A 13425-nucleotide genomic window follows, 5' to 3' on the forward strand; every position below is an offset into this window, starting at 1 on the left:
ACGCCCAAGCCTAGTGGGCGGCGCGCTCCGTCGTTGCCCCGTCCACGTCGTCCCGGGCCTCCGGCTCGCCCAGCGCCTCGTGCAGGACCACCTCGGTGTGCACCGGGTCGGCGAGGTCTGCGTGCCTCGTGCGCACGGCCGCGAAGGTCCACAGCTTGTTGAGCACGAAGGAGAGTGGCGTGACGAGCCCGATGACGATCAGCTGGGCCCAGTAGAGCCGGGTGCGCAGGCCGGTCGTGTCGTCGAGGACGTCCGCAGGCAGCGAGAGCGGCGAGTGGGGGTGCATCAGGAGCGTGAGGAGGAGCAGGCCCACGAGCTGGCCCAGCAGGCCGACCGACAGGAAGGGCCAGTACTCGCGCCACCACCCGGCGTGGCGGGCGCTGTGGAAGGTCCAGCTCCGGTTGAGCTGGAAGTTCCAGAGGTTGGCGACGAGGAACGCTGCGGTCGAGTACAGGTGATACCACCGCAGGTTGTAGTCCGACAGAGGCAGCCCGAGGACGGCCAGGTCAGGATCGGGTCCGAGCCGCTTGACGGCGATGAGGGTCGCGAGGTTCACCACCACGCCGGACACGCCGACGAGCCCGAAACGGACGAGCAGCAGCCAGTTGTGCCGATGACGCACGAACAGGTACTCCCGGAGGCGACTCACGGACGCAGCGTAACGCCGTCGCACGCGCCGCTGCCCGAGCCCGCGGGCCGTCAGTCGGACTCGGCCTCGGAGAGGAAGAGCGCGAACCGCGCCGGTTGGGCCTGGACGAGGTCGAGCCTCCCGCCGTTGGCCTCGGCGAGGTCCCGGGCGAGTGCCAGCCCGAGTCCGGTGCTCCCACCGGCCCCGGTGCTGACGGAGCGCTCGAAGATGTGCGGCGCGATGGCCGGGGCGACCCCGTCGCCCTGGTCGCTCACCTCGACGATGACGGACGGGCCGGAGCGGCGGGCATGGACGTCGACGGTGCCCCGTCCGTGGACCAGGGAGTTCTCGAGCAGGGTGGACAGCACCTGGGAGAGGGCGACCGGAGTGGACCGGACGAAGAGGCCCCGCTCCCCCCGGACGCGCACCGACCGTCTCGCCTGCTCGAAGGCCGGCTGCCACTCGCGTTGCAGGGCGGCGATGACCGAGTCGAGGGAGACCGCGGGCGCCGGCCCGCCGGTCCCCCGCGAGCGCCCGAGCAGGTCGTCGACGACGCGGGTCAGCCGCTCGACCTGGGCGATGGCGATGTTGGCCTCCTCCTTGACCGCCTCGACGTCGTCCGTCTCGGCGATCTCCTCGAGGCGCATGAGCAGGGCGGTGAGGGGGGTGCGCAGCTGGTGGGAGGCGTCGGCGGCGAAGTCGCGCTCTGCGGCGAGGGACCGTGTCATGTCGTGGGCCCGGCGGGTGATGACGTCGGCGACGTGGTCGAGCTCGGTCGTGCCGGACCGGAGGGGCTTGAGCCGGGCCTCGCCGCTGGCGAACCGGTCGGCGAGCTCGACGAGGCCGGCGGCGTCGCGTTCGAGGCTCCGGCGCAGTGGTCGGGTCGCGAGGTGGCCGACGAGCAGCGCCAGCCCGCAGACGGCGCCGGCGGCCACTGCGAAGCGAGCGATCCCGACGGAGGGGTCGGCGTCGAGCCAGCCCGCGACGATGTCGGGCCGGCGCGTGACGACCCAGGCGACGACGCCCGTCGTGCCGATGGTCGCGACCCCGGCAGTTGTCGTCGCGGCGACCAGTGTCACCCGCTCGAGCGTGCGCCGCATCGTCAGTCGGGCTTGGGACGCTCGAAGCGGAATCCGACACCGCGCACCGTGGCGATGTACTGCGGTGACGTCGCGTCGTCGCCGAGCTTGCGGCGCAGCACGGAGATGTGCATGTCGAGGGTCTTCGTGGACCCGAACCAGGACGTGTCCCACACCTCGCGCATCAGCTGTTCCCGGGGCACGACCTTGCCCTGCTCCCGGATGAGCACCCGGAGCACGTCGAACTCCTTGGCGGTCAGCTGCAGCTCCTCGCCCTTGAACCAGGCCCGTCGGCCCTCCGCGTCGATGCGGACGAGCTCGCCGGAGGGGGCTGCGTCGGTCGGCGTGCGACGGAGCAGGGCCCGCACCCGCGCGAGCAGCTCGGCCAGCCGGAAGGGCTTGGTCACGTAGTCGTCGGCGCCGGCGTCGAGCCCGACGACGGTGTCGACCTCGTCGGCCCGGGCCGTGAGGATGAGCACGGGGATGCTGCGTCCCTCGGCGCGGAGCCGGCGACACACCTCCAGCCCGTCCACCTTCGGCAGGCCGAGGTCGAGCAGGACGAGGTCGGGGTTGTCCTTGGCCCCCTCGAGGGCCTCGGCGCCGTCCTCCCGGACGTCGACGTCGTAGCCCTCGCGACGCAGGGCCCGGGCGAGCGGCTCGGAGATCGCCGGATCGTCCTCGGCCAGCAGCACTCGGGTCATGTCACCGTCCTCGCGTCAGCGTGTTGAACTGCGTCCCGCCACCATCCGTGGTCGGTGGCCACCAACCGCACCGCAGCCTACCCACATCGGGCGCAGGCGCCACCAGAGCACGATGCCGTATGCCGCTGGGCTGGCTCCCAGCGGCAGCCGAGCTCAGCGCCCGGGCCAGTTGGGGGTGCGCTTCTCCGCGAAGGCGGCGACGCCTTCGCGCCGGTCTCCCGAGAAGGCGGTGGCCCGCCAGCAGGCGTCCTCGATCTCGAGTCCGGAGGCGAGGTCGACGTCGGCGCCGAGTCGCATCGCGCGCTTGGCGTTGCGCAGGCCCACCGGGGAGTTCGCGGCGATGGCCCGGGCCAGCTCGAGGGCACGGTCGCGCGCGCTGCCGGCCTCGACGACCTCGTCCACGGCACCGAGTGCGAGGGCCTCGTCGGCCGGCATCTTCGCCGCGGAGAAGATGGCCTTGGCCGCCTTGGACCAGCCGACCCGACGCACGAGCAGCTGCGTGCCCCCGCCGCCGGGGATGACGCCGACGCCGACCTCGGGAAGGCCGACGAGGGCACCGCGCCCGGCGATGATGACGTCGCACGAGAGGGCCAGCTCGAAGCCTCCGCCGAGGGCGAAGCCGTCCACTGCGGCGATGGCCGGCATGGGCAGGGCGAGGACGCCGCCGTAGGCGGAGCGGGCCAGGGGTCGCTGCTGGACGAGCTCGGCGTCGGAGAGCGAGTTGCGCTCCTTGAGGTCGGCGCCCACGCAGAACGCCTTCGGATGGCTCGACGTCAGGACCACGCACCGCACCGTCTCGTCCGCTGCGAGCGCCGTGGTGGCGTCGCGAACTGCCTCGGCCATCGCGGTCGACACCGCGTTGAGGGCCTCCGGGCGGTCCAGGACGAGCTCTGCGACGTGAGCGAGCGCCGGGTCGTCGAAGCGGTCGATGCGGACGAGGCTCGGGTTCGCGGGCTGGGTCACGGTGGGGGCTCCTGTGGGGTGGGTGGTGGGTGGTGGATGGCACTCAGGTCGGCCGGCGGCCCTCCGCGGGCGCTCGGCGCAGCATCGAGGGCGACACCGGTCCGACGCCGCGCAGGATGCGGCGCCGCTGGCCAGCCAGCTGGAATCCGGAGAGTGTCGCGAGCTCGCGGGCCATGGGCGCGTCGACGAGGACGGTGCCGGCCTGGGCCACCGCGGTGAGACGGGAGGCGCGGTTCACCGTGGTGCCGAAGACGTCTCCGAGGCTCGAGACGATGGGGCCACGGGCCATTCCGCACCGCACCTCGGGGAGCACGTCGTCCTGGGAAATGGCCTCGACGAGGTCGAGGGCGATGGCCGCGGCCGGGGCGGCCTGGACGGTGGTGAAGAGCACCTCGTCTCCGACGGTCTTGATCAGGCGCCCGCCGTGGGCCGTGATGACGTCCGCCGACAGGCGCTCGAACCGGTGGACGAGCCGGGCGAGGTCGCGCTCGGACATCTTGCGCACGAGCGAGGTGAAGTTGACCAGGTCGGCGAAGCCGACCGACCGCATCTTCACCAGGCCGTAGCTCTCCGGGTCGGCATCGGCGAGCATCCTCGAGACGGCGGCGCTGAGGTGCCGCCTCCAGGCGTAGACGAGCAGGGGCTCGAACCGGTCGGCCAGATCGGCCATGCGCTGCGCGGTCTCGGCCGCGGTCCCCAGCGAGGGGACGACCCGTGTCTCGGCACCCGCGCCGGCCACGGCCTCCCCGGCCCGCTGTTCCGATGCCTCGGTCTCGACCGCCTCGGCGACCAGCTGGGCCTGCCACACGGCGAGACGATCGGCCGAGCGCGCCACGGCGCGCGTCATGGCCAGCGCGAGCGTCTCGTCGATGTCACCGTCGCGTACGATGCCCGCGACCGTGCGCAACGCGTCCACGTCGGCCTCGGTGAACAGCTCGTCGTCGGTGTAGACGACCGGGAAGCCGAGGGCGCGCCAGAACTTCTGGGCGGACAGCAGCGAGACGCCCGCCTCGCTCGTCACGTCCCGGCGGCGCAGCTCGAGCGGACGGCCGAGCAGCCGCTCGGTGATCTCCTTGGCGTCGACGTCGGCGTCGCCTCCATGGGAGCCGCCTGCCTCGGTCATGTCCCGATCATGCCAGCCCGCTCGGGCCGCCCCGCCCATCGGCAGGGCGCACGTGGACCACGTCGCCGGCGGAGAAGGCCTGCTCACCGCCCGCTACCGACACGACCAGCGCCCCAGTGTCGTCGACGCGCACCGCGCGCCCCTCCGCCACCCCACCGGCCGGCAGGTGGACGCGCACGTGGGAGCCCACGGTCGCGCACGCCGACCGGTACTCCGACCGGGCGGCCGGGCCCCGCTGCAGGACCGCGGCGAGCTCGTCGAGGTAGGCGGTCACGAGGTCCTCCCGGCGCACCACCGCGCCGGCGACCCGCAACGAGGTCGCCGTGTCCACGGGGAGCTCGTCGCGGGTCTGGTCGACGTTGACCCCGGTCCCGATGACGACGGCGCTGCCCCCGGCCCACTCGGCGAACTCGGAGAGGATGCCGGCCACCTTCCGGTCGTCGTCCTCGGGCAGCAGGACGTCGTTCGGCCACTTGAGCCTCGGCTGGAGGGGCGTCCCGCCCGACGCCGTGACAGCCGTGATCGCCCGGACGAGCGCCACACCGGCCAGGAGCGGCACCCAACCCAGCTCCGCGGGCGCGGGGACGACGGCCGAGACCGCGAGGGACGCCCGCGGGGGCACCTGCCAGGTCCGTCCGAGCCGACCCCGCCCACCCGTCTGGTCGTCGGTGAGGACGATGCGCCAGAGGGGGCTGTCGTCGCCACCGGGCCCAGCGGCATACGACCGGACGATCTCCGCAGCGCGACTGTTGGTCGATCCGATCGACGGATGGAACTCCACCGCGCGCCACGGCCGGCCGGACGTGACCAATGCCGCACGGATGAGGTCGGGACGGATCGGTTCGCGCACCCTTCCAAGGCTAGAGTGCCGCCATGGCAACGGAGCAGGCGCCCGCCGACGCGGATCAGAGCGAGGCAGATCAGACCATTGACCTGACGACCACGGCGGGCAAGCTCGCCGATCTCAAGCGTCGGGTGGCCGAGGTGGCGCACGCCGGCTCCGAGCGCGCGGTCGACAAGCAGCACGCCCGCGGCAAGAAGACGGCCCGCGAGCGGCTCGAGATGCTCCTCGACGAGGGCACCTTCATCGAGATGGACAAGTACGCCCGGCACCGCTCCAACCAGTTCGGGCAGGAGAAGAACCGCCCCTACGGCGACGGGGTCGTCACCGGCTACGGCACGATCGACGGTCGGCAGGTCGCGGTGTTCGCGCAGGACTTCACGGTCTTCGGCGGCTCGCTCGGCGAGGTCTTCGGCGAGAAGATCGTCAAGGTGATGGACTTCGCGATGAAGATCGGCTGTCCGGTCATCGGGCTCAACGACTCGGGTGGGGCGCGGATCCAGGAGGGCGTCGTCTCGCTCGGACTCTACGGCGAGATCTTCTTCCGCAACGTGCGGGCTTCCGGGGTGATCCCGCAGATCAGCCTGGTCATGGGCCCGTGCGCCGGCGGCGCCGTCTACTCCCCCGCGATCACCGACTTCACCGTCATGGTCGACCAGACCAGCCACATGTTCATCACCGGACCCGACGTGATCAAGACCGTCACCGGCGAGGACGTCGGGTTCGAGGAGCTCGGCGGCGCCAAGACGCACAACACCAAGTCCGGTGTCGCGCACTACATGGGCAGCGACGAGCAGGACGCCATCGACTACGTCAAGGCCCTGCTGTCCTACCTGCCGAGCAACAACATGGAGACGCCCCCCTCCTACGACGAGGGCCAGGCCGACCTGACCGTGACCGACGAGGACCGGTGGCTCGACACGTGCATCCCGGACTCGCCGAACGTGCCCTACGACATGCACCAGGTCATCGAGCACATTGTTGACGGAGGCGAGGACGGCCCTGACTGGTTGGAGGTCCAGCCCCTCTTCGCCCCCAACATCATCACCGGCTTCGCCCGGATCGACGGGATGTCCGTCGGGGTCGTCGCCAACCAGCCGATGCAGTTCGCCGGCACACTCGACATCGACGCGTCCGAGAAGGCAGCCCGCTTCGTGCGGACCTGCGACTGCTTCAACGTGCCGGTCCTGACCTTCGTCGACGTGCCCGGCTTCCTGCCCGGCACGTCGCAGGAGTGGGACGGCATCATCCGGCGCGGCGCCAAGCTCATCTACGCCTACGGCGAGGCCACCGTCCCCAAGATCACGGTGATCACCCGCAAGGCCTACGGCGGCGCCTACGACGTCATGGGCTCCAAGCACCTCGGTGCCGACATCAACCTCGCCTGGCCGACCGGGCAGATCGCCGTCATGGGTGCGCAGGGCGCGGTCAACATCCTCTACCGCAAGGAGCTGGCCGCGGTCGCGGCCGAGGGCGGCGACGTCGACGCCAAGCGCGCCGAGCTCATCGCGCACTACGAGGAGACGCTGGCCAACCCCTACATCGCGGCGGAGCGCGGCTACATCGACACGGTCATCACGCCGTCCAACACGCGGATGAACGTCGTCCGGGCGCTGCGGGCGCTGAAGAACAAGCGCGAGACCCTCCCGCCCAAGAAGCACGGGAACATCCCGCTGTGAGCACCGCAGGCGATGCAGTGACGGCGGTCCGGGTGGTCAGCGGCAACCCGTCCCCGGAAGAGATCGCCGCCCTGGTGGCGGTGCTCGCCGCCGCCGGTGGGGCCGCCGACGAGGACACCGCGCGGACGCGTTCGGCGTGGTCCGACCCGGCCTGGCGCCTCGTCGGACCGCAGGCGCGACAGGGCGGCTGGCGGGTCTCCAGCCTCCCTCGTTGAGGTACGCCGAGTGATACCGGCCACTTCTGGATTTAGAGGTTAGGCACACCTAACCAGCAGGAGTAACGTCCGCGGTGTGAACCTCTTCGGGCTGACCCGGCGGAGCGATCCGGGCCCCCAGCCGCACACCGGCACCGACAGCGTCTCTCTTCCGAGCACCGTGGCCCCTGGCGGGCCCACGCTGGCCCGGCACCCGGTCGGAAGCACGGTGGTCCTCGCCGCACCGCACCTGGGTCCGGCCGCCACCCGCCGCCTCGCCGAGCTCGGGCTCCGAGCCGGCACCGAGGTCGTCATCCTGCACCGGACGGCCGGCCGCGGCCGGGTCGTCGCGACGGGGACGACCCGGATCGCACTCGACCGGGCGACGGTGGCCGCTTGGCCCGCGGAGGCCCAGCGATGACGACCCAGGACACCGCACCGGCCTGCCCCTCCTGCGCGAGCCAGGCCGCGAAGGCCCAGGCCGCGACCGGATCACCCCAGGTCGCCCTCGTCGGCGCGCCCAACTCCGGCAAGTCGACGCTGTTCAACGCCCTCACCGGCGCCCGCCGCTCGGTCGGCAACTGGCCCGGGACAACCGTCGAGGTCGGCGAGGGCGGCTGGTTCCTGCAGGCCTGCGACGGCCGCCGCGAGGTCGCCCTGCTCGACCTTCCCGGCGCCTACAGCCTCGACCCCGCCTCGCCCGACGAGGAGCTGACCCGACGGCTCCTGGTGGACGTCCCGGCCGCCGACCGACCGGACGCCGTCGTCGCCGTCGTCGACGCCGCGCACCTCGCCCGCAGCCTCCACCTGGTGGCCCAGCTCCGCGAGCACTCGCTGCGACTCGTCGTGGCCCTGACGATGACTGACCTCGCGGCGCGGCGAGCCGTCGAGATCGACGACCGGGCCCTCGAAGAAGCCCTGGGCCTCCCCGTGGTCGTCGTCGACCCGCGCCGTCGCACCGGCACCTCGGCGCTGGACGCAGCCGTCGACCGGGTGCTCGACCGGCCGGTGCCGGCGCCCCGGCCCATGGCCGCAGGCCCTGAAGCCGACGACCTCGAGCTCGCCGACGAGCGGTTCGCCTGGGCGCTCGACGTCGTCGAGCGGGCCACCCGCTCGAGTGGTGGCGGCCGACGCACCTGGACCGATCGGATCGACCGCTGGGCCACCGCGCCCGTCGCCGGACCCCTGCTCTTCCTCGCCGCCATGTTCGTCGTGTTCCAGACGACGACCACCGTCGCGGCGCCGTTCCAGGATGCCCTCGACACCTTCTTCTCCGGCCCGGTCACCAACGTGGCGAGCGCCCTGCTCCAGGCCGTGGGCCTCGGAGAGACTCCCCTGCACGGGCTCGTCGTCAACGGGCTCGTGGCCGGCGTCGGCATGCTGTTGACCTTCCTGCCCGTGATGAGCCTGATGTTCATCCTGCTCTCCGTCCTCGAGGACTCGGGCTACATGGCGCGCGCGGCCGTCGTGACGGACCGGATGATGCGCCTCATCGGACTGCCGGGACGGGCGTTCCTCCCGCTGGTGGTCGGCTTCGGCTGCAACGTGCCGGCGATCAGCGCGACCCGCGCCCTGCCCAATGCCCGCCACCGCATTCTCACCACGCTGCTCATCCCGTTCACCTCGTGCAGCGCCCGGCTCACCGTCTACGTCCTGCTCGCGACGACGTTCATGCCGGCGCAGGCGGGGCTGGTCGTCTTCGGCATGTACCTCGTGTCCATCCTGCTCGTCGTCCTCGTGGGTCTCCTCCTCCGACGAACGCTGTGGCGGACCATGGGCGGGGAGCCGCTCATGATCGACCTGCCTCCCTACCAGCGGCCCACCCTCGGCGTGGTCGGACTGGTCAGCTGGATCCGCGTCAAGGGCTTCCTCCGCACCGCGGGCGGCATCATCGTGGCCGCGGTGACCGTCGTCTGGCTGCTCCAGTCGGTGCCCGTCCGGGGCGACGCGGGCTTCGCCGAGGTGCCACCCGGTGACAGCCTCTACGCAGCCACCGCGCAGGCCGTCAGCCCGGCCTTCGAGCCGGCGGGCTTCGGACAGTGGCAGACGACCGGGGCGCTCATGGTCGGTTTCGTCGCCAAGGAGGCGGTCGTGTCGTCCTGGGCCCAGACCTACGCGACCCAGGAGCCGCAGAGCAGCTCCCAGCCAGGCGCGCTCGCCGGCGAGCTGCGGCAGGCCTTCGAGAGCTCATCGGGAGGACACCCGATCCCGGCGGTCCTCGCCTTCCTCGTCTTCATCCTCGCCTACACGCCGTGCGTGGCGACGCTCGCGGCCCAGAAGCGCGAGGTGGGCCTGAGATGGACCGCCGTCGGCATCGGGGTCCAGCTGGCCGTGGCCTGGCTCCTGGCGGTGGCCGTCTTCCAGCTGGGGAGGCTGATCTCATGACCGCTGTCGCCGCACCTCGCCCGGTGTCCGCGGTGCTCGGCGCGATCCGCTCCGGCTCGGTGACGACCACGGACGTGCAGCGCGCGACCGGGCTGCCCCGGGACGTCGTCGAGGCCGCCCTCGACCACCTCGCCTGGCTCGGGCGTCTCAGGAGCGAGCCGCTCCAGTCCGGCTGCCCCGCGACTGGCTGCGGGCAGTGCCCGGTGGCGTCCAGCGACGGCCCGGGCTGCGGCCGAGCCGCGGGAAGTCCGCCCCGAAGCAGCGGTCTGCTGATGTCCCTTCCGACGCCGTAGTGGTCTAGCCTCTCTGCTTGTGCCAGTCCTACCGGTGAAGATGTCGTGATGCTCGCAGGTCGCTACCAGCTCGAGTCCCGGATCGCCGCCGGAGGCATGGGCGAGGTCCACGTCGCCACCGACCAGCGGCTCCACCGCAAGGTCGCCGTCAAGCTCCTGCGCGAGGAGCTGGCCGGCTCCGGCGACTTCATCGAGCGCTTCCGTCGCGAGGCCCTCATGTCGGCTCGCCTCACCCACCCCTCCGTCGCCCGGATCCTCGACTACGGCCAGGACGGCAGCACCCACTTCATCGTCATGGAGCTCGTGGAGGGCCAGGACCTGGCCAAGCTGCTCGCCGGCCGCGGCCCCCTCCCGGCCGCGGAGGCCGTCCGGATCGCCGCCCAGGTGTGCGACGCGCTCGCCGCCGCCCACGACGCCGGTTTCGTCCACCGCGACATCAAGCCGAGCAACGTCATCATCACCAGCCGTGACGGTCACATCGACGGCCAGCGCGACGGGACCGTGAAGGTCACCGACTTCGGCATCGCCCGAGCGCTCGGCGGGTCGTCCCTCACGCAGACCGGCACCATCATGGGGACGGCTCAGTACGTCTCCCCCGAGGTCGTCCGCGGGGAGCCCGCCAGCCAGGCCTCCGACCTCTACTCGGTCGGGGTGCTCCTCTTCCAGATGCTGACCGGTCGGGTGCCCTTCGACGGTGACTCGCCGGTCACCATCGCCCTGCGACACCTCGACAGCGAGGTGCCGCCGCCGAGCTCAGTCGCTCCTGACGTGCCGGAGGCCGTCGACACGATCGTGGCGCGAGCCACGGCGCCTCGCCCCGAGGACCGCTTCCCGGACGCCCGCTCCATGGCCACGGCCCTGCGTGCCGCGGCCACCGCACCCTCCCGGCAGCCGGCCCACGCCGCGGCGACCAACGTCCTGCCCATCCCCGAGACCCACTCGGCCACCCGGGCGTTCCCCAGCACCAGGCCCGTCCTCAGCCCGGCTGCCGACCGCGGAGCGTCGGCGCGAGCCGCGTCCACGGCCATGCCGCTCACCCGCCGCGACCGGTCGACGTCGGCGACCACCCACGGAGCGGGCCCCTCCCGCCTCCGGTGGGTCCTCGCGGGAGTGGCCGCCCTGGCCATCGTGGGCGTCATCGCTCTCGCCCTGTCGGGCAACGACGATGCACCGCCCCCAGTCGCGACGCCCACTGCAGTGCTGACTCCCTCGGAGGAGCCGACGAGCGAGGAGCCAGACACCCCTGACGGCCCGGCGGTGCCTCGCGACGCCGTCGGCCGCGAGCGGGCGGACGTGGTCGAGGAGCTCAATGCGCGAGGCCTCAGCGTCCGGTGGGCGCTCGTCCGTTCGGGCGCCCCGGAGGGCTCCGTCGTGGGCACCTTCCCCCGCCCCGGCGAGACCATGCAGCGCGGGGAGACAGCAGTCATCGTCGTGAGCCGCGGACAGCTCCCCGACGGGGTCAAGTCCATCGACGTGCCGGACGGTCTGGTCGGGAGCACGGCCGACGCCGCCTCCGCGATCCTCCAGAGTGCGCAGCTGCGCTTCAGCACCGCACCCATTCCGTCGGACGCTCCGGCCGGCACCGTCATCGGCAGCTGGCCGGCGACGGGCGAGCCCGCGACGGATGGCGTCGTCGTGCTCGTCGTCTCCGACGGGCCCGCCGACAGTGGCTCGGCCGGCTCCGACGAGAAGTCGGGCGACACGGGCGGCGACGGCAAGAAGAAGAAGGACGACTGACCCGAATTGCGGTGGCGGCACCCACCAGGCCGTGGGATACGTTCGGTCGGTGACTGACACCACCCCATCGAGCACGTCATCCAGCACCCCGTCGAGCACCCACGCGCCGGACGCACCGCCCCGCCCCCAGACCCCGATCGACCGCATCGCGGAGGGCTACCTCGCCGGCGTCGTCGAGCTCAGCCCGATCCAGGCCACCTACCTCGGCCTGCCGGGGCGCGAGGACGAGCTGGACGACCTGTCCCCCGCCGGGCACGCCGCGCACAGCGCCCTCCGCCGCGACACGCTGGCCGAGCTGGCGACGGCCACGCCGGTCGACGACGTCGACCGCGTCACGGTGGCGGCCCTCACCGACCGGCTCGGGCTGGCCGAGGAGCGTTACGCGGCAGGCCTCGACGAGATGTCACTCAACGTCCTGGCCTCGCCCCTCCAGGCGGTGCGCGACGTCTTCGACCTCATGCCACAGGACACGGAGGCGCACTGGCGCACCTTCGCCACCCGGATGACCCGCATCCCGACTGCGCTCATCGGCTACCGCGAGTCGCTGCTGGCCGCTCGCGAGCGGGGGCTGGTCTCCCCGCGACGCCAGGTCGTCGCGTGCGCCGACCAGTCCCGGGACCTCACCGGCGACGACGCCTACTTCGCGACCCTCGTCGCCCGGGCCCGCACCACCGACGGACCCCTCGAAGGCGACGTCAAGGCCGACCTCGCCGACGCCGCGAAGGCGGCGTCAGCGGCATACGGCGAGATGGCCGACTGGCTCGAGCGGGAGCTGCTGCCGCACGCGCCCGAGGCGGACGCCTGCGGGCGTGAGCGCTACCAGCTCGAGTCCCGTTACTTCCTGGGCGCCACGGTGGACCTCGAGGAGACCTACGCGTGGGGTCAGCGGGAGGTCGCCGACCTCCGGGCGCAGATGCAGGAGATCGCCGAGGGCCTCGAGCCCGGCGCGACGGTGGAGCGGGGCGTCGAGATCCTCGACGCCGATCCCCGCTACCGGCTCGAGGGCACGGACGCGCTCCAGGCCTGGATGCAGGAGCGCGCGGACGAGGTGATCCGCAACCTCAAGGACGTCCACTTCGACATTCCCGGGCCGGTGCAGCGCATCGAGTGCATGATCGCGCCGACCCAGACCGGTGGCATCTACTACACCGGTCCCAGCGACGACTTCAGCCGTCCGGGGCGCATGTGGTGGTCGGTCCCGAAGGGCAAGACCGAGTTCCAGACGTGGAACGAGCTGACCACCGTCTACCACGAGGGCGTCCCGGGTCATCACCTGCAGATCGCCCAGACGGTCTACCGCTCAGGCCTGCTCAACACGTGGCGCCGCCTCGAGTCCTTCACCTCAGGGCACGCCGAGGGGTGGGCGCTCTACGCCGAGCGGCTGATGGCCGAGCTCGGCTACATGGATGACCCCGGCAACCGGATGGGTTGGCTTGGCGGACAGTCCCTTCGAGCCGCTCGGGTGGTGCTCGACATCGGAGTGCACTGCGGCTTCGACGCGCCCGCGGAGGTCGGCGGCGGCGCGTGGGACTACGACAAGGCGTGGACCTACCTGACGCGCTACGGCTTCATGGACGAGAAGACCCTGCGTTTCGAGCTCGACCGCTACCTCGGCTGGCCCGGACAGGCCCCCTCCTACAAGATCGGCGAGCGCCTCTGGCTGCAGCTCCGTGACGAGGCGCAGCGGCGCGAGGGCGAGGCGTTCGACCTCAAGGCGTTCCATCGCCGCGCCCTCGACATCGGTGGCGTGGGCCTCGACACCCTGCGCGCCGCGGTCCTCGGCGAGATCTGACCTTGCGGCG

Annotated in this window: 13 protein-coding genes; 7 read left to right on the top strand and 6 right to left on the bottom strand. The window is 72.3% G+C overall.

Going from position 1 to position 13425, the window contains the following annotated elements; genetic code table 11:
• Window positions 1-10 precede the first annotated feature (10 nt).
• The 6 genes from OO014_RS10375 to OO014_RS10400 all read right to left on the bottom strand — a co-directional run bounded on the left by OO014_RS10375 (window position 11) and on the right by OO014_RS10400 (window position 5344).
• Window positions 11-649, bottom strand: a complete 639-nt coding sequence (locus OO014_RS10375) for a GtrA family protein (protein WP_272462239.1) — start codon at window positions 647-649, stop codon at window positions 11-13.
• 50 nt (window positions 650-699) lie between these two features.
• A complete protein-coding gene (locus tag OO014_RS10380) occupies window positions 700-1707 on the bottom strand; it encodes a HAMP domain-containing sensor histidine kinase (RefSeq protein WP_334685041.1) in 1008 nt (335 codons plus the stop codon).
• Between the two features lie 23 nt (window positions 1708-1730).
• The gene (locus tag OO014_RS10385) at window positions 1731-2408 is read right to left on the bottom strand and encodes a response regulator transcription factor (RefSeq protein ID WP_272462241.1); all 678 of its coding nucleotides are present in this window, start codon (window positions 2406-2408) and stop codon (window positions 1731-1733) included.
• A gap of 153 nt (window positions 2409-2561) precedes the next feature.
• Window positions 2562-3371: an enoyl-CoA hydratase/isomerase family protein gene (locus OO014_RS10390; protein ID WP_272462242.1), complete on the bottom strand. Its 810-nt coding sequence runs from the start codon at window positions 3369-3371 to the stop codon at window positions 2562-2564.
• Between the two features lie 43 nt (window positions 3372-3414).
• Window positions 3415-4494: an adenylate/guanylate cyclase domain-containing protein gene (locus OO014_RS10395; RefSeq protein ID WP_272462243.1), complete on the bottom strand. Its 1080-nt coding sequence runs from the start codon at window positions 4492-4494 to the stop codon at window positions 3415-3417.
• Between the two features lie 7 nt (window positions 4495-4501).
• Window positions 4502-5344: a biotin--[acetyl-CoA-carboxylase] ligase gene (locus OO014_RS10400; protein ID WP_272462244.1), complete on the bottom strand. Its 843-nt coding sequence runs from the start codon at window positions 5342-5344 to the stop codon at window positions 4502-4504.
• Window positions 5345-5367: 23 nt separating this feature from the next.
• Here OO014_RS10400 and OO014_RS10405 point away from each other — a divergent pair, with 23 nt between their 5' ends.
• The 7 genes from OO014_RS10405 to OO014_RS10435 all read left to right on the top strand — a co-directional run bounded on the left by OO014_RS10405 (window position 5368) and on the right by OO014_RS10435 (window position 13415).
• Window positions 5368-7014 carry an acyl-CoA carboxylase subunit beta gene (locus tag OO014_RS10405; protein ID WP_272462245.1) on the top strand — a complete coding sequence of 549 codons (1647 nt, stop codon included), beginning with the start codon at window positions 5368-5370 and terminating at the stop codon, window positions 7012-7014.
• Complete coding sequence (locus tag OO014_RS10410; RefSeq protein WP_272462246.1) at window positions 7011-7229, top strand: acyl-CoA carboxylase epsilon subunit; 219 nt, start codon at window positions 7011-7013, stop codon at window positions 7227-7229. Before OO014_RS10405 ends, OO014_RS10410 begins: the two co-directional genes overlap by 4 nt.
• Before the next feature lie 76 nt (window positions 7230-7305).
• Window positions 7306-7629, top strand: coding sequence for a FeoA family protein (locus OO014_RS10415; protein WP_272462247.1), 324 nt, complete (start codon window positions 7306-7308; stop codon window positions 7627-7629).
• Window positions 7626-9593: a ferrous iron transport protein B gene (gene feoB, locus OO014_RS10420; RefSeq protein WP_272462248.1), complete on the top strand. Its 1968-nt coding sequence runs from the start codon at window positions 7626-7628 to the stop codon at window positions 9591-9593. The genes OO014_RS10415 and feoB overlap by 4 nt, the downstream gene beginning before the upstream one ends.
• Window positions 9590-9886: a hypothetical protein gene (locus tag OO014_RS10425; RefSeq protein ID WP_272462249.1), complete on the top strand. Its 297-nt coding sequence runs from the start codon at window positions 9590-9592 to the stop codon at window positions 9884-9886. Before feoB ends, OO014_RS10425 begins: the two co-directional genes overlap by 4 nt.
• 48 nt (window positions 9887-9934) lie before the next feature.
• Complete coding sequence (locus OO014_RS10430; RefSeq protein WP_272462250.1) at window positions 9935-11623, top strand: protein kinase domain-containing protein; 1689 nt, start codon at window positions 9935-9937, stop codon at window positions 11621-11623.
• Window positions 11624-11759: 136 nt separating this feature from the next.
• Window positions 11760-13415 carry a DUF885 domain-containing protein gene (locus tag OO014_RS10435; RefSeq protein ID WP_420485499.1) on the top strand — a complete coding sequence of 552 codons (1656 nt, stop codon included), beginning with the start codon at window positions 11760-11762 and terminating at the stop codon, window positions 13413-13415.
• The last annotated feature ends 10 nt before the right edge of the window (window positions 13416-13425 follow it).

It is taken from the genome of Intrasporangium calvum, from assembly GCF_028446585.1.
In the GTDB taxonomy this organism is placed as follows: Bacteria; Actinomycetota; Actinomycetes; order Actinomycetales; family Dermatophilaceae; genus Intrasporangium; species Intrasporangium calvum_A.

What these genes read in the sequence shown, in the direction of transcription:
- OO014_RS10385 (WP_272462241.1), bottom strand. Translation starts at nt 2,408, where the DNA reads ATGACCCGAGTGCTGCTGGCCGAGGACGATCCGGCGATCTCCGAGCCG.
- OO014_RS10395 (WP_272462243.1), bottom strand. Translation starts at nt 4,494, where the DNA reads ATGACCGAGGCAGGCGGCTCCCATGGAGGCGACGCCGACGTCGACGCC.
- OO014_RS10405 (WP_272462245.1), top strand. Translation starts at nt 5,368, where the DNA reads ATGGCAACGGAGCAGGCGCCCGCCGACGCGGATCAGAGCGAGGCAGAT.
- feoB (WP_272462248.1), top strand. Translation starts at nt 7,626, where the DNA reads ATGACGACCCAGGACACCGCACCGGCCTGCCCCTCCTGCGCGAGCCAG.
- OO014_RS10425 (WP_272462249.1), top strand. Translation starts at nt 9,590, where the DNA reads ATGACCGCTGTCGCCGCACCTCGCCCGGTGTCCGCGGTGCTCGGCGCG.
- OO014_RS10430 (WP_272462250.1), top strand. Translation starts at nt 9,935, where the DNA reads ATGCTCGCAGGTCGCTACCAGCTCGAGTCCCGGATCGCCGCCGGAGGC.